Genomic DNA, 22,681 nt, shown 5'->3' with positions numbered 1-22,681 from the left:
ACTCAAACCCGAAAGGTTCCTACCTCATGAACATCGACAAGAAGATCTGCGACGATCTTGTTGCGAACGACGTGTCATTTGTCACGACCGTGCCATGCAAACAGTTGGCTGGTGTGATTGATGAAGTCGAAAAGCGCGACGATATCTTCCACATCCCATCCAACAAAGAAGACGAAGGCATGGGCCTGTGTGCCGGTGCGCATATGGCGGGCAAACGTCCTGCGATCATTATGCAGAACACCGCCATTGGTGTGACGATCAACACGCTGGCCACGCTGATCCAATACTACCGGATGCCGTTGCCGATGATCATCTCATACCGTGGTGAATTGCGCGAACCCGTCGCGTGTCAGGTGGAAATGGCGGTACACACAAAGGCGCTACTGGCGCAGATGAACATCCCGACTTACCACTTTCATTGGCAAAAGGACGTCGAAGAATTCGACAACATCCTGAAGTATACCTTCATGTGCAACAAACCTGTGGCGATCCTGACCGACGCCAACTTCTGGGGAGGCTACGGGGACCAATGATCCGTTCTGAAATCTTAAAAGAAATCGCGCCCATCATCCGTGATCACCTCGTGGTCTGTAACATCGGCCTGCCAAGCCAAGAACTGCATATGATCGACGACCAGCCGACCAACTTCTACATGTTGGGCACCATGGGTCTGTCGTCTTCAATCGGCTTTGGTCTGGCCTTGTCGCAACCGAAACCTGTTATCTCTATTGATGGCGACGGGTCGGTTCTGACGAACCTTGGCACATTGCCCACAATCGCGAACAATGCCACGGGCAACTACACCTTGCTGATCATCGATAACGGGTCTTACGGATCAACGGGTGATCAACCGACCTATGCGGGCCAAAAGACGAACTTGACTGATGTTGCGCGGGCATGTGGCTGCGACAACGTCGTCGAAGTGCAGGACAAAGACCTTGGTCCAGTGCTGCAAGACGCCATCGACAGCGACGAGATGACCATCATCGTCTGCAAATGTGACAGCGGCAATATCAAGCTGCCCGTGATCACCATGGACCCCGTCGTCATCAAAGACCGCTTTATGAAGGCCGTGGCGTCCTAATGCTCAACGCTGCCGCGCATATCCATTCTGCAAACGATGCGCGGCGGCTGGCCAAACGCAGGCTGCCTTGGATGGTGTTCGACTATATTGACGGGGCCGCCGGGGCCGAAGTGGGGGCAAAGCGTAACCGTGCCGCCTTGGATGCGATCACACTAGAACCCCGCATTTTGCGGGACGTCAGTCATCGCAATCTCGACACATCCATTTTCGGGACGTCCGCGCAACGTCCATTTGGCATCGCACCAATGGGCATGTGTAATCTCAGCGGACCGGGTGCGGATATGATGCTCGCACGGCTCGCTGCGCACTATCAAGTGCCCCATGGGGTATCGACGGTCGCATCAACACCACTGGAAAAGATCATCGAAACGGCTGAAGGGCACGCATGGTTCCAGCTATATTTTAGCGGTGACGGGCAAGGCACATTCAAGCTTGTCGAACGGGCACGCGCTGCAGGCTACGAAACATTGGTTCTGACTGTCGACGTGCCCGAAGTCGGGCGTCGTCCACGCGAATTGCGCCACGGTTTCAAGATGCCGTTCACAATCGGCCCACGCCAATTCATCGATTTTGCACTGCACCCTCGTTGGTCATTAAGCCAACTGGCCGCGGGGAAACCGCAAATGGCGAATTTTGAAATGGACGGCTGCGCTTTCGACCGGACCGAAAGCCGTGCGAGGGCCAACTGGGACACCCTTTCGCGATTGCGCGGCATGTGGTCTGGAAACCTAGTCGTCAAAGGCGTCGTGAATGTCGAAGATGCCGTTGCCTTGAAGAATGCGGGCGTAGACGGCATTCAGGTGTCCAGCCACGGATCACGTCAGCTAGAAAGCGCCCCTGCCCCGATAGATCGGCTGCCGCTTATCCGCACGGAGGTCGGCAATGAATTCCCGTTGTTTTACGATAGTGGCTTACGCTCTGGTGAAGACGTTCTGAAAGCCATGAATGCCGGTGCGGACTTCACGTTCTTTGGACGTACTCTCCAATTCGCAATCGCTGCAGCCGGCGAAGCGGGGCTGAACAAAATCTGGGACGTTTTGAGTGAAGAACTGTCATCGGCAATGGCACAAACCGGCGTGACAAACCTTTCGGGCAAATCGTAGGTCTCATTCAGTGCGCTGAACGCCCCCCTAGCGGGGCGTAATCTGTAACACCTTCCGCGACAAGCCGGACAGAACTTCTGGCCCATCAGGTCCAAGGTGCACGATGTCCTCTAGCCTGACCCCGAAAGCATCCGTCAAATAAATACCCGGTTCAATCGAAAAGACGTTTCCAGCGGTCAGGGCCTGATCATTACTTGCCGTCATATAGGGCGGTTCATGCACATCAACGCCTAATCCGTGCCCCGTCCGATGTGAAAATGCAGCACCATAGCCTGCAGTTTCAATCACGCCCCGCGCGGCACCATCAATTGCACTGCACGCAGCACCGGGTTTGGCCGCAGACAACGCCGCCTGCACCGCGTCCTCCACGATACCCGCGACCTGTGTGAACTCAGCCTCAGGCGTATCCCCGTACCACCCACATCGCGTCATATCAGACGGATAACCGTTCAATCGGCAACCCGCATCGATCAGCACAGCCATCTCGGGTTGCAACACATCCGCACCCGTGTGGTGATGCGGGAAGGCACTGTTTGGACCAAAAGCCACGATACAGAACGCAGGCTCTGCGCCGTGGGTGCGGTAGTGATCGACGATGATCGTTTTAACGTCATTCTCGGACATGCCAGTGCGCAGCGACGCAAAGGCCAGTTCAAATGCGCTGTCGTTTAGACGGGCGCAGTCGCGCAGCAGCTTGTGTTCATCCGCATCCTTTTCCGCCCGCAACAGACCGACGGTGTCTTGGGTAAACCGACGGGTTGGGGCGTCAAGCTGATCGAGTAGCAAGAACGCGAAATCCGCCCGCATCATTTCATCAAGAACAACGCTGAGACCGGAACGTTTAACGTCGAGTTCAGTCAATAACGCGGTCAGCGCATCCAGCGGGCCATCCGTATCGCTCCATTCGTAAAACGGTACACTGTCGCATTGGGTGCGCGCCGCGTCGGCGTTCAGTTTTGGCATCAGAACACCAGCGTTATCAGCCGTCACCAACGCCATCACAGGCCGTTCATCGCCATGCGGGTTCAGCCCTAACAACCACTGCATGTGACTGCTGGGACCGATAGCGACTAAATCGGTGTGCGTGTCAGCCATACGCTGGCGCAACCGGGCCAATCTGTTTTCTGTGATCTCAGTCATACGACCCTCCAGTTGCGATAAACGCCCTAGCCATCTTGGCCGGGCAGCCAGTTTTTCGTCGGCCCCTGCAGCACGACCAATGTGCCCGTCCACATCATGCGGGCTGGCGTGTCGCCCAGCGTTTTCCATGCGTGCGGGGTCATGCCATTGTAATGCAGACTGTCACCCTCGCGCAGGGTAAAGGCCTCTCCGTCCAGTGTTTTCTCGATAGAGCCGCTAAGGATATAAATGAACTCCTCGCCCTCGTGCTGGAACGTCTCAGACACAAAACCGGGTGGGCAGTTCATGATATAGGCCGACAGTTCGTGGCCGGGAAATTCGGAGCTTAACGCCTCATACGTCACGCCCGAATCCGAAATTGAAAATTTCGGCCGCTTATCCGCATAAGACACCGCATCCCCCGGTTTCGGGCGTGCCACAAAGTAATCAAGCCCCAAATCCAAAGCATGTGAAATCTGCGCGAGCGTGCCCAGCGACGGCGTCGCATTGCCGCGTTCAACCTGCGACAAATACCCCACAGATATGCCTGCCTTGTCGCACAATTCCTTCAGCGTCAGCTTGCGTTGCTGCCGGCATTTCCGGATCATTTGCCCCAGCTTGGCCGGTTCGATACTCCCCCCCCCGATCATCGCCTACCCCGACAACTGCGCTAGCCGTGGCATCAGCTCTAGCAACTTCTTGGTGTAGTCTTGCTGCGGGTTGGCGAACAGCGTCTCGGTGTCTTGCACTTCGACCAATTGGCCTTGTTTCATCACACCAACGCGGTCGCACATTTGGCGGACAACCGGCAGATCGTGACTGATAAACAGCATGGTCAGACCAAGGTGTTCCTGCAAATCCTTCAGGATATTCAGAATTTGCGCCTGAATAGACACGTCCAACGCGCTGGTCGGTTCATCACAAATCAGGAAACGTGGCTGCGTGGCCAAGGCCCGCGCGATGGAAATCCGTTGGCGTTGCCCGCCCGAAAATTCGTGCGGATATTTCGCCGCCGCCGCACGGGTCAGCCCAACACGATCCAACAATTCATGCACCCGCCCGCTGATCTGGTCAGGCGGCAGGATTTTGTGATGCACCAGTGGTTCAGCGACGATACTTTCGACCTTCATCCGAGGATTAAGACTGGAAAACGGGTCTTGGAAGATCATCTGGATTTGGCGGCGATACCCTGCAATTTCGGCAGGCGTCATGGCAGTCACATCATCTCCGTCAAACTTGATACGGCCACCGTCCACATCAAGCAGCGTGCCGATCATCCGCGCAACGGTGGATTTACCAGACCCGCTTTCGCCGACAAGCCCGAAGACCTCTCCGTCTTTGATATCGAACGATACCTCGTCCACTGCGGTAAAGTAGGTCCGCCGCGACGGCAGAATTGCTGATTTTTCGAGGAACTTCTTCGTGATCCCCTCGACCTCAAGCAGCTTGCCGGATTTAGACGGTTCTGATTTGGTCCAGTTCCGCGCGAGGTCTTCGATCTTGAACGTCGTCTCACGTCCGCCATAACTGACCTGGGGGAAACGGTGTAGTTTGACCTGCGGACGCGGCACGGCGGAAATCAGCGATTTGGTATATTCATGCTTTGGCGCGCTGAGAACTTGATCGGTAGACCCGTTTTCCACGACTTGCCCGTTGTACATCACCGTGACTTGTTCGGTGGTATCCGCGATCACGCCCATGTCGTGGGTCACAAGGATCACGCCAACTTGGGTCTCGCGGGCAAGTTCCTTGATCAAATCAAGCACTTGGGCTTGGATCGACACATCCAGCGCGGTTGTGGGTTCATCGGCCACGATGACCGACGGTTCTGAACACAGCGCCAATGCGATCACCACACGTTGCCGCATACCGCCGGAAAACTGGTGCGGGTACTGGTCAAAACGGGTCTTGGGATCGGGGATCGACACGCGATCAAGCAAGGCCAAGGCACGTTCGCGGGCTTCTTTGGCGGATACCTTCAGATGCAACTGGATCGTCTCAACCAGTTGTTCACCAATGGTAAACAGCGGGTTCAGCGACGTCAGCGGATCCTGAAAGATCATCCCGATCTCGCGACCTCGAATGGCGCGTTGTTCTTCGACGCTCAGGTTGTCGATACGACGCCCCTTAAGCCAAATCTCACCCGATGCGATCCGCGCAGGATCATCCAGCAGGCCAATCACAGCATTACCCGTCATCGATTTGCCCGCCCCGCTTTCGCCAACCACGCCACGGATTTCACCGGGCCGGATGTCGTAGGTCACGTTGCGCACAGGCTTAAACAGGCCGTGCCGGGTCGGGATTTCGACGGTCAGGTCACGGATGGAAAGGACAGGTTCGGTCATTTTAACCTCGGGTTCAAAGCGTCACGCAGCCAGTCGCCCAGCATGTTCACGCTAAGGGCCAGCGCAAGCAAAGTGCAGGCCGGGAAGAACAAGATCCACCATTCGCCTGAGAACAAGAAACCTTGGCCGACGCGGATCAGCGTGCCCAAAGACGGCTGTGTGGCAGGTGCGCCGACGCCAAGGAAGCTCAGCGTGGCTTCTGCGATGATTGCAAGCGCCAGTGAAATCGTGGCGATCACCAACACTGGCGACAAAATGTTCGGCAGGATGTGGCGTAACATGATGATAAAAGGCTTTCGACCGATCAGCCGCGCAGCAGATACGTAGTCTTTGCCTTTCTCCACCAGCGTGGCGCCGCGCACGACGCGGGCAAACTGCACCCAATCGGACAGGCCAATCGCAAGGATCAGCACCCAAATCGCCATCTGGTCGCGGTTTTCAACGGGTGTAATCCCCTTAGCGATCCCGAAGATCAGCATCGCCACCAAGATCGACGGGAACGTCAACTGCACGTCGGCTGCCCGCATGATGAAACTGTCAGCCCAACCACCGAAATAGCCCGCAAGCAGCCCCAAGAAGATGCCAAGCACGACGGCAAACAACACCGCAGCGAAGCCGACGAAAAGCGAAATCCGCATCCCATACAGGATGGTCGAAAATACATCGCGGCCCTGATCGTCGGTGCCTAACAAGAACGTCTCGCCGGTGAAGGCATTTGGCTCCATCGGTGGCGTAAACCCGTTCATCAGGTTCAATGACGATGGATCAAACGGGTTCGTCGGCGCGATCAGAGGCGCAAACACCGCCGAAAGGATCAGCAAAGTGGCAACAACCGCAGATACCATCGCAACGGGGGACCGTTTGAAAGCGTAGAACAAGTCACTATCGAGCGCACGGCGCAGACGTGATGGAACGACCTCAGTTGTGGAATTAGAGTGATCAGTCATTTCGCGGCCACCCTAAGACGAGGATCAATGAAGGCATATAAGATATCCACCAGAAGGTTGATGACGACAAACATCACCGAAATCATCATCAGATACGCGGCCATCACCGGAATATCGACAAACTGAATTGCGTTGATGAACAACAGGCCCAAACCGGGCCACTGAAACACGGTTTCAGTAATGATCGCAAAAGCGATAATCGCGCCAAGCTGAAGACCGATCACCGTAATCACCGGCACCATCGTATTCTTCAAGGCATGGCGAAAATTGATGACCCGTTCGCTCAGGCCTCGAGCGCGGGCAAACCGGATGTAGTCTTGACGCAGGACCTCGAGCATTTCGGATCGGACAAGCCGCATGATCAGTGTCATCTGGTACAGGCCCAGCGTGATCGACGGCAGGATTAGGGCTTTCAGACCGGATTCCGTCAAGAAACCAGTGGTCCACCAGCCAATCTGCACAACTTCGCCGCGGCCAAAGCTCGGTAACCATCCGAGTTCAACAGAGAACAGATAGATCAGCAAAATCCCGATCAGAAACGTCGGCAAGGACACCCCGATCAATGAGGCGGACATGATAAAGTTCGCAACAAACCCGTCGCGGCGGATCGCGGTGAACACACCCAGCGCAATTCCTACGACGATGGCGAAAATGGCGGAAAGCGCGGCCAACTCCAGCGTTGCGGGGGCGCGTTCCATAATAATTTCAGATACTTCTCGGCCTTGCCGGTAGCTGACGCCGAAATTGCCCTGCACGGCTTCGCCCAAGAATTTCACGTATTGCACAGGGATCGGTCGATCCAGACCAAGCTGCGCGCGCAGACGTTCGATGTCTTCCATCGTGCGTTCTTGACCCAGCATGTTGTCAATGGGATCGCCCACAAAGGTGAACATTGAAAACGCAATCGCCCCGGTGATGATCAACACCAAAAGGGACTGGAATATGCGTTTAAGGATAAACGGCAGCATCGCGAAGGCCTTGCTTTGCCAGCGCAGCCCGACGGGCCGCTGGACAAGTTTTGAAAGGATTGGAAACTGGACGGGGGCAGCCTGCCCCACCTGTCCAGTCGAAAAGGCGCGCCCACATCAAGCGGGCGCGCCGTCATGCGAAGTTACTGCATGGTGAAGTATTTGACGCGTGGCTGATCCTCTGGATCGACCTCGATGCCAACGTTTTCAGCCATGCCCCAGTTCAGCACCTGGTGGTGGATCGGGATGTACAGCTGTTCGTCTTGGATCACACGCCAGATGCTGGCGATGTCCGCGTTACGCGCGTCAAGATCGGTGTTGGATGCAAGCGACTTGATGGTTTCGTCCAGCTCATCGTTGTTGTAGCCAGTGCCGTTCCATGTCCCGATGTCGTCTTCACGACCGTGCACGAGGAAGTTGAAGATGTATTCAGAATCGTAAGTTGGAACACCCCAACCCAGCATGTAGAAATCCGTCGCACCATCGGTGATTTTCGGGAAGTGCTGCGCCTTCGGAATGGCATCAAGGTTCACGGTGACACCGATCTGACCCAACATGCCAACAGCCGCCTGACAAATAGCTTCATCGTTGATGTAACGGTCATTCGGGCAATCCAAACGGATAGAGAACCCATCTTCGTAGCCAGCTTCAGCCATCAGCGCCTTGGCGCCTTCAACGTCAGTGACGCTTTCGCCGTCCATTTCAGCAGTCCAGCCGTTTACGAATGGCGGGGCAATCATGCCTGCCGGTTCGGACTGACCACGCATAACGACCTGTTGGATCGCATCGCGGTTGATCGCCATGGACATCGCCTTACGAACGCGAACGTCCGCCAATGGGTTAGCACCATCAACGTCATCAGCTTCGATATCGTCAGCGCCTTGGTTCATACCAAAGAAGATCACGCGGTTCTGTGGGGCTTGCTTCACAACAAGACCTTCAGCATCGCCTACGCGCGCCAAATCCTGAACCGGCATATCCTGCAAGAAGTCGATTTCACCAGACAACAACGCAGCCACACGAGTCGCAGCGTTCTGAATTGGTGTGTAGACAATTTCGCTGACTTCCAGCGGGAATTCGTCGCGACCCCAGTAGGCTTCGTTGCGGGCCATAACGGTTTTCACGTCTGGCTCACGGCTGACAAGCGTGTACGCGCCAGTGCCGTTGACGTTTGTCGTAGCAAACGTGATCTCGCCGCCTTCGAAGTCTTGAACGTTGACGGTGTCGTTTGCCTCTGTCCAATCCTTGTCCATCATGAACAAGTTGGTCAGGTTGGATGGCAGAATCGGGTTCGGACCATCTGTTTCGATCTCAACCACATAGTCGCTGACAGCGCGAACAGCGGTGATCGAACCAATCAGTTCTTTCATGTCAGAGTTTGGCTGCTTTGCACGCTCAAAGCTGAAGACCACGTCTTCTGCTGTGAAATCAGCGCCATCATGGAATTTCACACCTTCGCGCAGGTTGAACACCCACACATTCGGGTTGTCAGCACTTGGTGCCCAGTCAGTCGCCAGTGTCGGAACAAAGTTCCCGGCAGTGTCGCGGATGATCAGCGGCTCATACATCTGGTGACGCATGGTGTGGCTGGGGCCTTCGTTTTGGGAATGCGGATCAAGCGTCAGCGCGTCGCCCGCACGGGCCCAGCGAAGTGTTTCAGCATTGACCACAGCGGCGGACGACATCAGCGCCGCAACCGTCAAAAGGGCAGTTGTTTTTTTCATAGTAACCTCTCCGTTCGTGTTAGTTTTATGCAGGCAGTTTTGTTGGTTTGGGAACCGGCTGCAAATCCGGTCGTATGACGCGTCTTGTTCGGAATCGCGCGTCTTTATGGGGTAAATCTTTGATTTATATTATTATTTCAGCCCCTAAGTATCGATACCCAATTGGGCGTGGGCTGACGGTAGAAATAAAACTTAGGATTTACAATAATTATTTTTGTGGCGTTAGGAACGACCGATCCGCAGATCGCTATCAGCCTATGCAAAGCCTGCCAGAGCTTCGCCAGTGTGGCAAGCATGATCAGTTGTAAAAGACCCTTTAAACTCGCCTCGCCTTTAGCTTGGCACGACAACGTCATGACCAGAAACTTGTTTCATTGCCAGACCGGTTTCGAATAGATCGCTCAACATCGGGCCAGTCATGGTCAGGATGCGCGGGCCAGTGACGACCAATCGTCCGTCTTTCAAGGCGACGATCCGGTCCGCATAGCGTGCAGCGACCCCGAGATCGTGTAGCACAATGACGACGCTACGCTGCGATTGGCCGGGTCTGGCGAGCGCGTGCAACCGATCCATGATGTCGCGTACATGACGCGGATCAAGCGCGGATAATGGTTCATCCAACAGCAACCACGGCGTTTCTTGCGCCCATGCCATTGCAATAAAAGCCCGTTGGCGTTGACCGCCAGACAGGGAATCCAATCGACGGTCTGCCAAGGCACCCAGTTCAAATGCCGCGATAGCTTCGGCAATCTTGCGGTGATCTTCTTCTTTGGGGCGTCCTTGGTGATGGGGCCAACGTCCGAAGCTCACTAGTTCACGCACACTAAGCCTTGCGGTGACCTGTTCGTTCTGCGCAAGCAACGCCACGCGACTGGCCCGTTCGGCTGGCCGGGCGTTGATCATGTCGCACCCTTCTACCTTAACCTGCCCCTGCGTCGTCTTAATCAGTCCGGCAATCGCGGTCAGCAAGGTCGATTTCCCCGCACCATTGGGACCGATGAGGGCGGTAATCCCACCCTGCCCGAACTTCAGCGACACATCCTTCAAGATGTCGGTTCCGTTCATTGTGACCGTTAAATTATCAACGTGGATCATGGTTTAGACCTGCGCAAAACGAGGAAAAGGAAAAGAACGCCGCCCACAAATTCAACCACAACTGTCAATGTGGATTGCAACCCGAGCAGGCGTTCAAAGACGAATTGTCCGCTGACGAGGATGGTCGCCCCAATCACTGCGGCGGCGGGCAAAAGCTGCGTGTGACGCCATGACGGAAGGACCGCATGGGCCAGACTGGACGCAAGCAAGCCCAAGAATGTAATCGGCCCGACAAGCGCGGTTGAAGTGGCCACCAACAACGCCACAAGGCCTAATGCCATGAACGCGACGCGGTCATAATCAACGCCCAGCGGCAGCGCCACGTTTCGCCCAAGCGCGACCACATCTAGATAGCGTGCGATCTTTAGCGCGCCGAAAAGGCTTGCTCCAAGAATCACAGCAGCAACCGCCAATTGGGTCTCGTCAACTGCCCCAAAAGTAGCGAAGGTGGCCTGCTGAACGATAGAGAATTCGGATGGATCTAACATGCGTTGCGCCAATCCCGCCAACCCACGCAGCAACACACCAAGGATAACGCCCGTTAACACGAGGCGCAGTATGTCCTCTGCGCCATTGCGCAAGAGTACGCTGAACAGCGCAACGGCCGCGATCACAAGGATAGCCGTTTCCATGCCGAACTGCGCCAAAGATGGCAGTGCAGCGAAGCCGACACTGCCCAGTGTCAGGACCAATGCTGTTTGGATGAATACAAACAGCGCATCAAAGCCAACAATCCCGGGGGTTAGCATGCGATTGGACGCGATGGTTTGAAACAATACCGTGGCTGTGCCAATCGCTGCACCAACCACGCAGAGTGCAGCAATTTTGGTAAATCGCAGCGACAAAATGAACCCCATCGGCGAACGCAAATTCCAGAATAGAAACAGACCGCAAGCCACAACCAGCAGGCCGATCAAGAAGAACAGACGCCGCTCAACCATGGGACTGCCTCGGGGCTGCGTGCAACAGCCACAGGAAAATACCCGCGCCGATCACAGCGAAAACCGTTCCAGCGGGAATCTCATAGGGGAAGCGGATCACGCGACCAATGATGTCACAACCCAGCACCATGCAACCGCCCAACCATGCCACGAGCGGCAAGTTCCGGCGCAGATTATCGCCCCGCCAGCGCGACACGATATTGGGCACAACCAGTCCGACAAACGGGATAGACCCGACACTGACCACGACGACGGCCACGATGATCGACACAAGGATCAGCCCCGCCAATAAGGTTTGACGGTAATCCAACCCAAGGCTGCGCGCCGCGTCTTCACCAAGGCCGAGCATGGTAATGCGATCCGCCGCGAACCAGACCAGCGCGGCTATCGCTGCGACAATCCAAAGCAGTTCATACCTGCCCTGCAGCACGCCCGAAAACTCGCCGCTTTGCCAAACACCGATGTACTGCACAAGGTCTGTCGTCCAGGCCAACCACAACACCGCAGCACCGATGATGCCGCCGTAGATCAGTCCGACCAATGGCAACAACACGGGATCACGGCGTGGCACATGGCGGGCCAGCCAAAGAAATCCTAGCGTTCCGATTAAACCAGTTGCGGCTGCGACCGACATTTTCATCAACAGCGCGGCACCGGGTGCGGTAAGCGTCACGACCAGAAGCCCAAGCATTGCGGATTCCGGTGTGCCAACCAAACTGGGCTCTACCAACCTGTTCTGCACCGACATCTGTACCACCACACCCGCCAGCGCCAATCCGGCCCCCGCCAGAAGTGCGGCGAACGTGCGTGGCAAACGACTGACCAGCATCACCATTTGCCGATCAAGATCGCCCGCAAAGATATCAGCAACCCCAATCAAACAGCTCGCCCCCACGAGAAGGGCGAGCGTTAGGGCCGCATAGAGCCTGTATTGCACGGGTCTGCCTTAGCTTGGCTCAGCGGAAAACGCGGCGACAACTTCGTCAATCGTGCCCGTCATGGACTGGTATCCTCCACCAACGAGGTACAAACGCGCAGAATCAAGATACACAATCTGATCATTCTGACCTGCCGTCGTACCCGCAACCAACGGGTTATCCAGCGTAACAGCTGCCGCTTCCCCCTCTTGGCCAATGGCCGCGCCACGGTCGACAACGAAAATCCAATCAGGGTTTACTTCCGCAATGAACTCAAAAGAGATCGCTTCGCCATGGGTTTCGGCGTTCAGCTCGGGAAACGCTTCCGGCAATCCCAATGCAGTATGCAGCCAGCCAAATCTGGAATCGTCGCCATAAGCCGACACCTTCCCGCCGTTGGTCAGGACGATCAATGCATTGCCTTGCCCATCTGTCACGCTGCGCGCGTTTTCTATTGCGGCATCAAGATCGGCCAGCAGCGCGGTCGCCGTGTCTTGCTGCGCAAACATCGTGCCGTAGGCCGTGACACGCGCCTGCGCATCCGACAGCAGATTGTCGCCAGAGATGGTCATGTCGATAGTTGGCGCAATAGCGGACAATGGTTCAACCTGCGACTGCGACCGACCACCAGCGATGATAAAGTCCGGTGCCATGACAGCCAAGGCTTCGAAATCAGGTTCAAACAACGTGCCCACCTTCGGTGTGCCGTCGAACGCGTCCGCAAGATAGGCCGGCGGCGCGATGACCGGAACGGCAGCAACAGGAACGCCGAGTGCAGTCAGCGTGTCTAGTGCAGCAAGGTCGAATGTCACGACGGTTTCGGGCGCCACCGGAACTGTAACCGCCCCAACTGCGGTTTCAATCTCGGTGGTTTGGGCCAGAGCCAGCACAGGCATAGCGGCGAAACCCGCCGCGACGATCATCGTTTTCATGGTGAACCTTTCAGGTAAGAGAACGTCGGGCGGCGGCTAGACATTATTGAGTGAATCAGTCAGGTATTATTTCTGACACAAATACTCAGGATAAAATCACATGCAAGTTGAAATCATAGACCGCGGACAATTCCAGACCGAACACGCAAGCCGATACCTTCAACAGTTGTGCAAACACCTCGCCCACAAAATCGAAGTTCAATTCGATGAAACGTCCGGCACCGCACAGTTCCCGTTTGGTTCAGCAACGCTGACAGCGACCCCCGAGCAGCTTGATGTCGTTTTGACAGCAGCTAACGAAGAAGGTCTTGAACGATCCCGCAGGGCAATCGACAGCCATCTGGAAACATTCGCTTTTCGCGAAGGGTATACCAAAATGAACTGGATCTCATTGTTGGACTAGCAGGGTTCGCCGCCCACGCGGAACCGCGCTACTCTTTCACAACAGCCCTATGCCTTGCGCCCCTGAAACAACAACGACAACACACCAAGCAAAGCGGACACCATTATCAGCAGCAACGACACCGCGTTCAGCACCGGCGTTGATCCCTGTTTCAGCTTATCGAACATCGCGATGGTCAGCGGTGAATCGGATCCCACCAGCATCAATGTCGTGTTGAAGTTCTCGAAACTCATCAACACCGACACAACGGCTGAGGCCACAATCGCAGGCAATAGAAACGGCAGCGTGATCTGCCGGATTGCGCCCCATTTGCTGGCGCCAAGGTTCAACGCAGCTTCTTCCAAACTGGGGTCGAATTTCTGCAGACGAGCCGAAATTACGAGCGTCGCAAAGGTCGTGATGAAGGAAAATTGACCAAGGATCACGAGGATCAGACCAGGACGCAGCCCGTCGAACCACAGCCCTGTCGCGTCTTCCAACGCATTCGCGATGGAACTGGAAAAGACAAGGATCGAAATGCCAAGGATCACACCCGGAATGATCAGCGGTAGAAGCATCAGCACATAAAGAAACGCTTTGCCGCGGAAATCATGGCGCACAAACAAGAATGCGTTGCAGGTGCCCACGAACACCGCAAGCCCAGATACCCACATCGCCACAAAAGCCGACGTGCCGATCGAACGCACAATCGCCCGTTCATGGAACACGCCGATAAACGGCGCCTCGGTCCCGAAGAACCATGCGAGGGTGAAACCCTCCCATGGCAACGACGGAAACACGCTGTTGTTAAAGGCGAAGACGCAGACAACCGTCAGCGGCAGCGCGAGATAGATAAAGAACGCGGTGACATAGGCACGGTAGCACCATTTCGCGAAAGCAGGTTGGGGGACTGTCGGGATCATGCGCGCCCCATCGTATCAGTCAGCGATTGGCGCGACAGTTTCAGCCCAGCGAACACAACCAGCGATGACAGGCCCAGCAACAAGAACCCGAACGCGGATCCCAATTCCCAGTTAAACCGCGTGATAAATTGCGTGTAGATCATGCCGGTGAACCACAGGCTGTCCTTTCCGCCCAACAGGATCGGCGTCAGATAATTGCCAAGCGAGAGCATGAACACCACGATACAGCCCGATACAATCCCCGGCATCGCGTGCGGGATCACGATCTCGCGCATGATCGACGTACTTGTCCCGCCCAGATCATAACCCGCCTCGATCAGGCTATCGTCAAGACTGTCGAGCGTGGTGACAAGCGGCACAACCATGAACAGGATCGATGTATAGACCAGCCCCACCATGATCGCCGCATCATTATACAACATCTCGACCGGTCCATCGACGATGCCCAGCGATTGCAACAGGTTCGAAAAGACTCCGGTTTCGCGCAGCAGGATCATCCAGCCAAATGTACGGACAAGCTCGGACACCCAAAAAGGGATCATACACATCAGAAAGAGCGTGGTCTTGGTGCGGCCACGGGTTAGCTTTGCGATGTAATAAGAAATCGGAAAACCAAGGATCAGCGTCAGTGCCGTCGCAAGGATCGACATGATCGCCGTCCGCGCAAAGGTGCGCCAATAAAGCGGTTCGTTAAAGAACGCAGCATAATTGGCAAAACCGGTTTCATATTCGCGTGGTCCGACTTTTTCGCTGATCGAGACGATGAACAGCCCCACATGCGGCAGGATAATCAGCACGACCAACCACAGCAGGATCGGCGCAAGCAGCAGGTAAAACCCAAGGCGGGATGTGTCAGACGTCATCGCCTACGTCCCCGTCACGGCGTAGCAGCGGGCCTGGCGCGGATTCCATTTGGTGAACACGCTATCGCCGCGTTGCAGGCGGGCGAAATCTCCGGTTTGGGGGAGTGCGACCTTGAGCATACCGCCTGCCCCGTCCTTGACGGTGACACTGGAATTCGCACCGTTGAACAACACCGATTCCACCGTACCCTGCGAAACGTTCACCCCGTCACTTTGTGTCGTCAATTCAATCACTTCAGGGCGTAGAAACACCTGTACACCCTGCCCCACGGTCAATCCGTTTGCGGGCGCATCGATCTTCATGTCCGTCCCGCCTTGCGACACGACGTGCAATTGCGATCCATCCGCTCCCGTGACCTTTGCGTCGATCTTGTTGGCCTCACCAACAAAGCCCGCGACGAACGCCGTATCGGGCGCGTGATAGACGTCGTGCGGCGAGCCGATCTGTTCGAATTTCCCGTTGTTCATCACGGCGATATTGTCGCTCATCACCAACGCTTCGGATTGGTCGTGAGTGATGTAGACGAAGGTGGTGTTGAACGCGGCTTGCAACGATTTCAACTCAACCTTCATATGTTCACGTAGCTTAAGATCAAGCGCGCCAAGCGGTTCATCTAGCAGCAGAACATCGGGTTCCAGCACCATGCAGCGCGCAATCGCGACCCGTTGTTTCTGACCACCTGAAATCTGATCGATCCGCCGCTCAGCCACGCCGGGCAGACCGACACGGGCGAGCACCTCTTCAACGCGGGTTTTGATTTCGGATTTACCGAAACCGCGTTGGCGCAGACCAAAGCCCACGTTGTCGCCAATATTCATCGTTGGAAAGAGCGCCAGATGCTGAAACACCATCGACACGGGCCGTTTGTTAGGTGGCACTCCGATCATCGATTTGCCTTTGATCCGCAAATCACCACTAGTAGGCGATTGAAAACCCGCGATCATCCGCAGCAAGGTCGTCTTGCCACACCCAGACGGGCCAAGGATGGAAAAGAATGATCCTTGCGGCACGTCAAAACTGACGTGATCCACAGCGCGGAAAGCGTCAAAGTCTTTGGTCAGGTCGCGGCAGACAAGATCGGGATGGGGATCGGACAATGGGCACCCTCGCAGTGTAAAAAGAGGGCGCAGCGATGCGCCCTCTGTGTTTCATTTCAAACGCTTAGTTCGCGGCGTTAATCCGGTCGAGCGTCGCACCTTCCAGTGTTTCCAGACCCGCAGGTACAGGTGGATACCATTTGATGTTGTCGATTGCGGCCTGATCAAAGCTGCCTTGATAGCGTGCCTTCAGATCAGCGCTGACGTTTGCGTCACCATCAACGGCGGCGGTGAAGTTACCGGCCGTATTCGTGATCATTGCAGCGATTTCGGGCTGCATCACAAAGTTGATCCAGTCGTAAGCCGCGTCATCCGCACGACCCCGCGCAGGCAGAACAAACGTGTCGATCCAGCCCAATGCACCGGCTTCTGGGGCCACGAATGTGATATCGGGATTGTCCGCGTTCAGCTGCCAGCCGCCTGTGTCCCACGCCATCGACGCAACCACTTCCCCAGAGCGCAGCAGGTTCTTGATCTCGTCGCCGCCATCCCAGTAGGTTTTGACGTTGGCCTTACATTCGGTCAGTTTTGCTTCGACCTGATCAAGAATACCCTGATAGGCATCGGTGTCGCCGTAGGCGGCAAACGGATCGAGCCCCATCGAATAAGCAAAGCCGATCAATGTCGGACGCTTCAGGCGGTAGGATACTTTACCAGCAACCGACGCATCACACAGGTCTGCATAATCGGTCACATCGCCTGCCATCGCGGTATTCACGACAAGGCCGCTGGTGCCCCAAACATGTGGCAGGCCGTAGACTTCACCGTCGAATGTCGTGTTTGACGCAGTCGCCGATAGCATCGACGGGATGAACTGATCCGCCGTAACTTTGGACATATCAATCGGCTTGTAGATGCCGAATTCTTCTTGTGCGCTGGTGATCCGGTCTTGGCTTGGTTGCGCCAGATCGAAACCGCCGCCGTTTGTGGCCCGCAGTTTCGCAATCATTTCTTCATTGTTGGATGTTGTAACCTCAACCGTGTGACCGGTTTCGGCCTCGAACATGGCAATCACTTCTTCGGGGGCGTAGCCGCCCCATGTGAGCAACCGCAGCGTATCGGCCTGTGCGCCTTGTGCGGCCAGCGCCGTGACGACAGCGATGGTGGAAACGAATGAAATTTTCATGGTTCTTCTCCCTGTTAATATGGTGTCGCGTTGTCTTTATGCTTGATTTGTAACGGTTTTTTGTCGTGACGTCTGAAATCTACAAACAGGCCTGCAAAAGGGCGCGTGTGTTCTCCTCGGTCATCTCGACGGGGTTGCCCCCGGTGCTCGGGTCGCTAAGTGCGCCTGCAACAATCCGATCGATATCGGGATCGGTCACGCCAAGCGCGGTCAGCGTCTTTGGAGTCCCGAGCGATGCGTTCAGTTCGTCCACATAGGCGCAGAACCCGTCAAACCCGCCTGCAATCCCGAGATAATCGGCGGCTTGCGTCATCACGCCCGTGATTGCGGGACGGTTGAATTGCAGGACCGCAGGCATGCAAACCGCATTCGTCGTGCCATGGTGCGTGTGATACATCGCGCCAATCGGATGCGACAACGCATGGATGGCACCCAGCCCTTTTTGAAACGCTGTGGCTCCCATCGCGGCGGCGGACATCATATGCGCCCGCGCTTCGATATCTGTGCCGTGGGCATAAGCGCGTGGCAGGTAGTCTTTGACCAGACGCATACCCTCTAACGCCATACCCTGCGACATCGGGTGGTAATGCGGCGAACAGAACGCCTCTACGCAATGGGCAAAGGCATCAAGGCCTGTGCCCGCCGTGATAAACTGCGGCATCCCCACCGTGAGTTCAGGATCGCAGATCACGACGCTTGGCAAGAACTTGGGGTGGAAGATGATCTTTTTCTCTTGGGTTTCCGAATTGGTAATGACCGACGCGCGGCCCACCTCGGACCCTGTCCCTGCGGTGGTTGGCACCGCCACGATGGGCGCAATCGCGTCCGCATCCGCGCGGGTCCACCAATCGCCGATATCCTCGAAATCCCACAAAGGCCGCGTTTGCCCTGCAAGAAACGCCACGAGTTTCCCCAGATCAAGCCCCGACCCACCACCAAAGGCCACAACCCCGTCGTGCCCGCCGTCGTTATAGGCTTTCACACCTGCGGCCGCGTTTTTCTCGTTCGGGTTCGGGTCCACATCCGCGAAGATCGCACGACCCAGCCCAGCCTCCGCCAGCAGATCAAGCGTGCGCGTCGTGATCTCCATATCGGCAAGCCCGCGATCCGTGATCAGCAGCGGTTTGGTGATACCCGCCGCACGGCAGGCGTCAGCGATTTCCGAAATGCGCCCAGCGCCGAAACGAATGGCGGTCGGGTAGGACCAGTTAGCAATCAACGTCATGTCTCAGGCTTTCTTTAGATGATAGGATTTTGGCCGTGTCAGATTGTGGTAGCCAATGATCGACAGGCCACCGCCGCGCCCTGTGTCTTTGCACCCGGTCCAGCATAGGCCCGGATCAAGGTAATCAGCACGGTTCATAAAAACCGTACCCGTCTCGATCTGATCTGCAATGGTTTCAGCGCGGATGGCATCGTTTGTCCAGATAGACGCTGTCAGGCCAAAGTTGCTGTCGTTCATCAGGCGGATCGCCTCTGCGTCGTCTTTGACGGGCATGATGCCGACCACGGGACCAAAGCTTTCGTCGCGCATCACGCGCATATCATGGGTCACATTCGTCAGGATTTGCGGGGTCAGATAGGCACCGCCATCGTCTTCCGCGAATTTCTCGATGTGGGCTGTCGCACCGTCGGCTACCGCCTCAGCAGTTTGCGCGCGCACCTCGTCGGCAAAGCGTTTGTGCGCCATCGGCCCAAGCGTCGTTTCAGGGTCCAATGGATTGCCCAGCTTATAGCCATTCACAATCGCCACAGCCTTTTCCACGAAGCTGTCAAAGTGTTGTTCGGCCACATAAATCCGTTCGATCCCGCAGCAGCATTGGCCTGCATTGAACATTGCCCCATCGATCAACGTGTCGACCGCCGCATCAATATCCGCGTCGTCACAGACATAACCGGGGTCTTTACCGCCCAGCTCTAGCCCGATGCCCGTGAACGAGCCCGCCGCCGCCTGTTCCATCGCTTGTCCGCCACCGACAGAGCCTGTGAAATTGACAAAGCCGAATGATTTGGCAGCGATTAGATCGGACGTGGTTTGGTGGTCGAGAAAGACGTTTTGAAACACGTCTTCCGGAATGCCCGCTGCATGAAACGCCTGCGCCATACGTTCACCAACCAGCGGCGTTTGACTTGCGTGTTTCAGCATCACCGCATTGCCTGCGATCAGCGCAGGGGCGACGGTGTTGATCGCCGTCATGTAGGGGTAATTCCACGGGGCCACGACAAGCACGACACCGTGCGGGACACGTTTGATCACGCGGCGAAAAGCGGCGCTGTCTTCGATTTCGATATCAGCGAGCGCCTCTTGCGCGATCTCGGCCATGTAGCTGGCACGCTCATTAAACCCGCCAAATTCGCCGCCGTAGCGCACAGGCCGGCCCATCTGATGCGCGAGTTCCGGCACGATTTCGTCGTTCATCGCACCCACATTTGCTACACCGGCTTGCACCAGTGCTATCCGTTCGGCCAATGGGCGTGCGGCCCAGTCCGATTGCGCGGATTTAGCGCGTGCGACTGCGGCGGGAGCCTCATCAGTCGAAAGGGTCGGCCGTTCCGCATAAACGGAGCCATCAATCGGGGAAATACAACGGATCATCTTAAGCCCTTTCAAAGCCGCGTGCGATTTCCCAATCGGTCACAACGCGGTCAAATTCTTCTTGTTCCCATTCCGCGCAGCGCGTGTAGTGGTCGACCACATCGTCGCCCATCGCAGCGCGTAGCATTGCCGACCCGCGCAAGGTTTCCGTCGCGGCCCGCAGTGTTTGCGGAATGTCCTGTGCCTTGGCGTCTTCATAGACGTCGCCACGCGTGGGTGCGGAAAGCTCAATCTTGTCCTCGATGCCCTTGATACCAGCGGCCAGCATTGCGGCCTGTGCCAGATAGGGGTTCAAATCCGATCCACCGATCCGGCATTCTGCCCTGATCCCTTTGGTGCCGTCACCACACAGGCGGAACCCTGCGGTGCGGTTATCCACTGACCAAACCGTTTTTGTGGGGGCAAAAGTGCCTTTGGCAAAGCGTTTGTAGCTGTTGATATAGGGGGCCAGAAAGAACGTGTAATCAGGGGCATAGGCGATCAGACCGGCCATATAATGCTGCATCACTTGCGACATACCAAGATCGGCGTCCGCATCGTAGAAAACCGGTTCCCCATCTTTCCACAGCGATTGATGAACGTGCGACGATGATCCAACCTTGGTGTGATCCCATTTCGGCAGGAATGTCGCCGCATGGCCCTGTTGCCATGCGATTTCCTTGATCGCGTTCTTCGCAATGGTGTGGTGGTCAGCGCAATCCAGCGCGTCTGCGTAGCGGATGTTCAACTCTTCCTGACCGGTCTCCGCCTCGCCTTTGGAATTCTCAATTGGCAGGCCCGCCGCATACAGATGGTTACGGATCGGGCGCATCACGCTTTCTTCTTTGGTGGTCTGAAGGATGTGGTAATCTTCGTTATAGCCACTGATCGGTGTCAGATCGCGAAAGCCGCCCTTGCGGATGTCGTCGAACGATTTCTCGAACAGGAAAAATTCCAACTCGGTCGCCATCATCGCGTCAAAGCCCAGCTCTTTCAGGCGGGCGATTTGAGTCTTGAGGATCTGGCGCGGTGCATGGGGCACCGGTGCGTGTGTATGGTGATCAAGGATATCGCAAAGCACCATCGCGGTGCCTTCCAGCCATGGCACGCTGCGCAACGTGGTCAGGTCCGGGGCCATAACGTAATCGCCGTACCCTTTTTCCCAACTGCTTGCGGCATAGCCATCGGGTGTGGCCATCTCAAGGTCGGTTGCCAGCAAATAGTTGCAGCAATGGGTTTCCTTGAACGATGTCTCAACGAAATTAACCGCATGGAACCGTTTACCAAGCAGCCTGCCCTGCATGTCGGGAAAACAGACAAGGACAGTATCAATTGCACCGTCCTTGACCGCCACCTTCAGCGCCTCAAACGTAAGATTTCCAGCCATGATGTATGTCCTTGTCGAAGTGGGAACCACCCCGCAAATCATGCGGGGTGGTCAGTTTACGATGCGGTGGCTTACTCGAAATTGTAAGGGGCACCGGCCTGATTGATGACGCTGTTATATTCTTTGAAGATGTTGACGATCTTCTGGTGAACTTCACCTTCTTCCGCCACTTCTTCCCAGAATTCTTTCGCTGCGTTCTCGACTTCCGCCCATTCGCCTGCAGGGACGGAGCGCAGTTGCAGCTTATCGCCATTGGCGCGCAGTGCGGCCTCGCCACCCCAATACCATTGGTTGCGGTAGGTGTGTCCGGCCTCGGTCGCGGCCATGACGATGGACTTAAGGTGGTCAGGCAGATCCGCCCAGCGTTCTTCGTTCACGAACCACGACCCAATCCATGCGCCTGAAATATTGTTCGTCAGGAAATAGTCGGTCACGTCGGCCCAGCCGACGGTGTAATCCTCGGTGATGCCCGACCACGCCATACCGTCCAGCTCGCCCGTTTGCACGGCAACCTCTGCGTCCTCGTATGGGATGTTCACTGGGACCACACCGAATTTCGACAGGAACCGACCCGCCGTCGGGAAGGTATACAGTTTCAACCCTTCAAGATCGGCAACGCTGGTGATTTCTTTGGTGGTGTTAAAGTTACAAGGGTCTTGCCCTGCCGCTGACAGCCATTTGACGCCGACCTTGGCGTATTCCTCTTCCCAGATTTCCTTAAGACCGTATTGGTTAAACAATACCGGCACATCGAGAATATGTTTCGTCGCAAACGGGAAATAGCCACCAAACTGCTGCAGCGGTGTGGGTGAGGCCATGCTGTCATCGTCAGAATGCACACCATCAATCGTGCCGCGCTGCAACGCTTGGAACAACTCGCCCGTGGGCACAATCTGATCGGCGTAGAACAGCTCGACTTCCAGCTCGCCGTTTGCCGCAGTGTTGATGTAATCAATCACAGGCTTGGTCACATGTTCACCAAGCGCGGACCCCGCATAGGTCTGGAACCGCCATTTGATCGCTTCTTGTGCGCGGGCAATCGATGGTGCCGCCAACGTTGCGGCACCGGCGAGGCCCGCATTGCGAATAAAATTACGTCTTGTCGTCATAATAGTCTCCTTGTTGGGTTAGGCTCCATTGGCGGAGTTCTTG

The 22,681-nt window shown here is 56.0% G+C and carries 22 protein-coding genes; 4 read left to right on the top strand and 18 right to left on the bottom strand.

Going from position 1 to position 22,681, the window contains the following annotated elements; all coding sequences use genetic code 11:
- Nucleotides 1-26: 26 nt before the first annotated feature.
- Genes comD through MWU61_RS03210 form a run of 3 tightly spaced genes read left to right on the top strand, consistent with a single transcriptional unit; the run spans nt 27 to nt 2,187 of the window.
- Nucleotides 27-533 carry a sulfopyruvate decarboxylase subunit alpha gene (gene comD / locus MWU61_RS03220; RefSeq protein WP_247126778.1) on the top strand — a complete coding sequence of 169 codons (507 nt, stop codon included), beginning with the start codon at nt 27-29 and terminating at the stop codon, nt 531-533.
- A complete protein-coding gene (gene comE / locus MWU61_RS03215) occupies nt 530-1,084 on the top strand; it encodes a sulfopyruvate decarboxylase subunit beta (RefSeq protein WP_247126776.1) in 555 nt (184 codons plus the stop codon). Before comD ends, comE begins: the two co-directional genes overlap by 4 nt.
- Entirely contained in the window at nt 1,084-2,187 is a 1,104-nt protein-coding gene (locus MWU61_RS03210; protein WP_247126774.1) for an alpha-hydroxy acid oxidase, read from the top strand. Before comE ends, MWU61_RS03210 begins: the two co-directional genes overlap by 1 nt.
- Nucleotides 2,188-2,214: 27 nt before the next feature.
- Here the strand turns inward: MWU61_RS03210 and MWU61_RS03205 are convergent, their stop codons facing one another.
- The 10 genes from MWU61_RS03205 to MWU61_RS03160 all read right to left on the bottom strand — a co-directional run bounded on the left by MWU61_RS03205 (nt 2,215) and on the right by MWU61_RS03160 (nt 13,175).
- On the bottom strand, nt 2,215-3,327 hold the full coding sequence (locus tag MWU61_RS03205; RefSeq protein WP_247126772.1) for a Xaa-Pro peptidase family protein: 1,113 nt from the start codon (nt 3,325-3,327) through the stop codon (nt 2,215-2,217).
- A 26-nt stretch (nt 3,328-3,353) separates the two neighbouring features.
- On the bottom strand, nt 3,354-3,914 hold the full coding sequence (locus MWU61_RS03200; RefSeq protein ID WP_247126770.1) for an XRE family transcriptional regulator: 561 nt from the start codon (nt 3,912-3,914) through the stop codon (nt 3,354-3,356).
- 45 nt (nt 3,915-3,959) lie between these two features.
- Nucleotides 3,960-5,651 (bottom strand): ABC transporter ATP-binding protein, encoded by a 1,692-nt coding sequence (locus MWU61_RS03195; RefSeq protein ID WP_247126768.1) that lies wholly within the window; start codon nt 5,649-5,651, stop codon nt 3,960-3,962.
- Nucleotides 5,648-6,598: an ABC transporter permease gene (locus tag MWU61_RS03190; protein ID WP_247126766.1), complete on the bottom strand. Its 951-nt coding sequence runs from the start codon at nt 6,596-6,598 to the stop codon at nt 5,648-5,650. Before MWU61_RS03190 ends, MWU61_RS03195 begins: the two co-directional genes overlap by 4 nt.
- Nucleotides 6,595-7,566: an ABC transporter permease gene (locus MWU61_RS03185; protein ID WP_247126764.1), complete on the bottom strand. Its 972-nt coding sequence runs from the start codon at nt 7,564-7,566 to the stop codon at nt 6,595-6,597. Before MWU61_RS03185 ends, MWU61_RS03190 begins: the two co-directional genes overlap by 4 nt.
- 143 nt (nt 7,567-7,709) lie before the next feature.
- The gene (locus MWU61_RS03180; RefSeq protein ID WP_247126762.1) at nt 7,710-9,290 is read right to left on the bottom strand and encodes an ABC transporter substrate-binding protein; all 1,581 of its coding nucleotides are present in this window, start codon (nt 9,288-9,290) and stop codon (nt 7,710-7,712) included.
- A 333-nt stretch (nt 9,291-9,623) separates the two neighbouring features.
- The gene (locus tag MWU61_RS03175; RefSeq protein WP_247126760.1) at nt 9,624-10,385 is read right to left on the bottom strand and encodes an ATP-binding cassette domain-containing protein; all 762 of its coding nucleotides are present in this window, start codon (nt 10,383-10,385) and stop codon (nt 9,624-9,626) included.
- Nucleotides 10,382-11,326: an iron chelate uptake ABC transporter family permease subunit gene (locus tag MWU61_RS03170; protein WP_247126758.1), complete on the bottom strand. Its 945-nt coding sequence runs from the start codon at nt 11,324-11,326 to the stop codon at nt 10,382-10,384. The genes MWU61_RS03175 and MWU61_RS03170 overlap by 4 nt, the downstream gene beginning before the upstream one ends.
- Nucleotides 11,319-12,263, bottom strand: a complete 945-nt coding sequence (locus MWU61_RS03165) for an iron chelate uptake ABC transporter family permease subunit (protein WP_247126756.1) — start codon at nt 12,261-12,263, stop codon at nt 11,319-11,321. Before MWU61_RS03165 ends, MWU61_RS03170 begins: the two co-directional genes overlap by 8 nt.
- Nucleotides 12,264-12,272: 9 nt before the next feature.
- On the bottom strand, nt 12,273-13,175 hold the full coding sequence (locus MWU61_RS03160) for a siderophore ABC transporter substrate-binding protein (RefSeq protein ID WP_247126754.1): 903 nt from the start codon (nt 13,173-13,175) through the stop codon (nt 12,273-12,275).
- A gap of 100 nt (nt 13,176-13,275) precedes the next feature.
- Here MWU61_RS03160 and MWU61_RS03155 point away from each other — a divergent pair, with 100 nt between their 5' ends.
- A complete protein-coding gene (locus MWU61_RS03155; protein ID WP_247126752.1) occupies nt 13,276-13,578 on the top strand; it encodes a DUF2218 domain-containing protein in 303 nt (100 codons plus the stop codon).
- 47 nt (nt 13,579-13,625) lie between these two features.
- Here the strand turns inward: MWU61_RS03155 and MWU61_RS03150 are convergent, their stop codons facing one another.
- The 8 genes from MWU61_RS03150 to MWU61_RS03115 form a co-directional block, all read right to left on the bottom strand.
- A complete protein-coding gene (locus MWU61_RS03150; protein ID WP_247126751.1) occupies nt 13,626-14,480 on the bottom strand; it encodes an ABC transporter permease in 855 nt (284 codons plus the stop codon).
- Nucleotides 14,477-15,343, bottom strand: coding sequence for an ABC transporter permease (locus tag MWU61_RS03145; RefSeq protein ID WP_247126749.1), 867 nt, complete (start codon nt 15,341-15,343; stop codon nt 14,477-14,479). Before MWU61_RS03145 ends, MWU61_RS03150 begins: the two co-directional genes overlap by 4 nt.
- A 3-nt stretch (nt 15,344-15,346) precedes the next feature.
- Entirely contained in the window at nt 15,347-16,441 is a 1,095-nt protein-coding gene (locus MWU61_RS03140) for an ABC transporter ATP-binding protein (RefSeq protein ID WP_247126747.1), read from the bottom strand.
- Between the two features lie 64 nt (nt 16,442-16,505).
- Complete coding sequence (locus MWU61_RS03135; RefSeq protein WP_247126745.1) at nt 16,506-17,567, bottom strand: extracellular solute-binding protein; 1,062 nt, start codon at nt 17,565-17,567, stop codon at nt 16,506-16,508.
- Nucleotides 17,568-17,646: 79 nt separating this feature from the next.
- Entirely contained in the window at nt 17,647-18,792 is a 1,146-nt protein-coding gene (locus tag MWU61_RS03130; protein ID WP_247126743.1) for an iron-containing alcohol dehydrogenase, read from the bottom strand.
- A gap of 3 nt (nt 18,793-18,795) precedes the next feature.
- Nucleotides 18,796-20,163 carry an aldehyde dehydrogenase family protein gene (locus MWU61_RS03125; RefSeq protein WP_247126741.1) on the bottom strand — a complete coding sequence of 456 codons (1,368 nt, stop codon included), beginning with the start codon at nt 20,161-20,163 and terminating at the stop codon, nt 18,796-18,798.
- Nucleotide 20,164: 1 nt separating this feature from the next.
- On the bottom strand, nt 20,165-21,529 hold the full coding sequence (locus MWU61_RS03120) for a glutamine synthetase family protein (protein ID WP_247126739.1): 1,365 nt from the start codon (nt 21,527-21,529) through the stop codon (nt 20,165-20,167).
- Between the two features lie 71 nt (nt 21,530-21,600).
- Complete coding sequence (locus MWU61_RS03115; RefSeq protein WP_247126737.1) at nt 21,601-22,638, bottom strand: TRAP transporter substrate-binding protein; 1,038 nt, start codon at nt 22,636-22,638, stop codon at nt 21,601-21,603.
- Between the last annotated feature and the right edge of the window lie 43 nt (nt 22,639-22,681).

Origin of the sequence: Loktanella sp. F6476L (assembly GCF_023015725.1) — a bacterium.
Lineage (GTDB): Bacteria > Pseudomonadota > Alphaproteobacteria > Rhodobacterales > Rhodobacteraceae > Yoonia.
Note: the sequence above shows the minus strand (reverse complement) of the source record. Positions and strands in the feature narration are given on the sequence as shown.

Excerpts from the sequence above, each read along its gene's own strand:
- comD (WP_247126778.1), top strand. The coding sequence starts at position 27 with ATGAACATCGACAAGAAGATCTGCGACGATCTTGTTGCGAACGACGTG.
- comE (WP_247126776.1), top strand. The coding sequence starts at position 530 with ATGATCCGTTCTGAAATCTTAAAAGAAATCGCGCCCATCATCCGTGAT.
- MWU61_RS03210 (WP_247126774.1), top strand. The coding sequence starts at position 1,084 with ATGCTCAACGCTGCCGCGCATATCCATTCTGCAAACGATGCGCGGCGG.
- MWU61_RS03205 (WP_247126772.1), bottom strand. The coding sequence starts at position 3,327 with ATGACTGAGATCACAGAAAACAGATTGGCCCGGTTGCGCCAGCGTATG.
- MWU61_RS03200 (WP_247126770.1), bottom strand. The coding sequence starts at position 3,914 with ATGATCCGGAAATGCCGGCAGCAACGCAAGCTGACGCTGAAGGAATTG.
- MWU61_RS03195 (WP_247126768.1), bottom strand. The coding sequence starts at position 5,651 with ATGACCGAACCTGTCCTTTCCATCCGTGACCTGACCGTCGAAATCCCG.
- MWU61_RS03190 (WP_247126766.1), bottom strand. The coding sequence starts at position 6,598 with ATGACTGATCACTCTAATTCCACAACTGAGGTCGTTCCATCACGTCTG.
- MWU61_RS03185 (WP_247126764.1), bottom strand. The coding sequence starts at position 7,566 with ATGCTGCCGTTTATCCTTAAACGCATATTCCAGTCCCTTTTGGTGTTG.
- MWU61_RS03180 (WP_247126762.1), bottom strand. The coding sequence starts at position 9,290 with ATGAAAAAAACAACTGCCCTTTTGACGGTTGCGGCGCTGATGTCGTCC.
- MWU61_RS03175 (WP_247126760.1), bottom strand. The coding sequence starts at position 10,385 with ATGATCCACGTTGATAATTTAACGGTCACAATGAACGGAACCGACATC.
- MWU61_RS03170 (WP_247126758.1), bottom strand. The coding sequence starts at position 11,326 with ATGGTTGAGCGGCGTCTGTTCTTCTTGATCGGCCTGCTGGTTGTGGCT.
- MWU61_RS03160 (WP_247126754.1), bottom strand. The coding sequence starts at position 13,175 with ATGAAAACGATGATCGTCGCGGCGGGTTTCGCCGCTATGCCTGTGCTG.
- MWU61_RS03155 (WP_247126752.1), top strand. The coding sequence starts at position 13,276 with ATGCAAGTTGAAATCATAGACCGCGGACAATTCCAGACCGAACACGCA.
- MWU61_RS03150 (WP_247126751.1), bottom strand. The coding sequence starts at position 14,480 with ATGATCCCGACAGTCCCCCAACCTGCTTTCGCGAAATGGTGCTACCGT.
- MWU61_RS03145 (WP_247126749.1), bottom strand. The coding sequence starts at position 15,343 with ATGACGTCTGACACATCCCGCCTTGGGTTTTACCTGCTGCTTGCGCCG.
- MWU61_RS03135 (WP_247126745.1), bottom strand. The coding sequence starts at position 17,567 with ATGAAAATTTCATTCGTTTCCACCATCGCTGTCGTCACGGCGCTGGCC.
- MWU61_RS03130 (WP_247126743.1), bottom strand. The coding sequence starts at position 18,792 with ATGACGTTGATTGCTAACTGGTCCTACCCGACCGCCATTCGTTTCGGC.
- MWU61_RS03125 (WP_247126741.1), bottom strand. The coding sequence starts at position 20,163 with ATGATCCGTTGTATTTCCCCGATTGATGGCTCCGTTTATGCGGAACGG.
- MWU61_RS03120 (WP_247126739.1), bottom strand. The coding sequence starts at position 21,529 with ATGGCTGGAAATCTTACGTTTGAGGCGCTGAAGGTGGCGGTCAAGGAC.
- MWU61_RS03115 (WP_247126737.1), bottom strand. The coding sequence starts at position 22,638 with ATGACGACAAGACGTAATTTTATTCGCAATGCGGGCCTCGCCGGTGCC.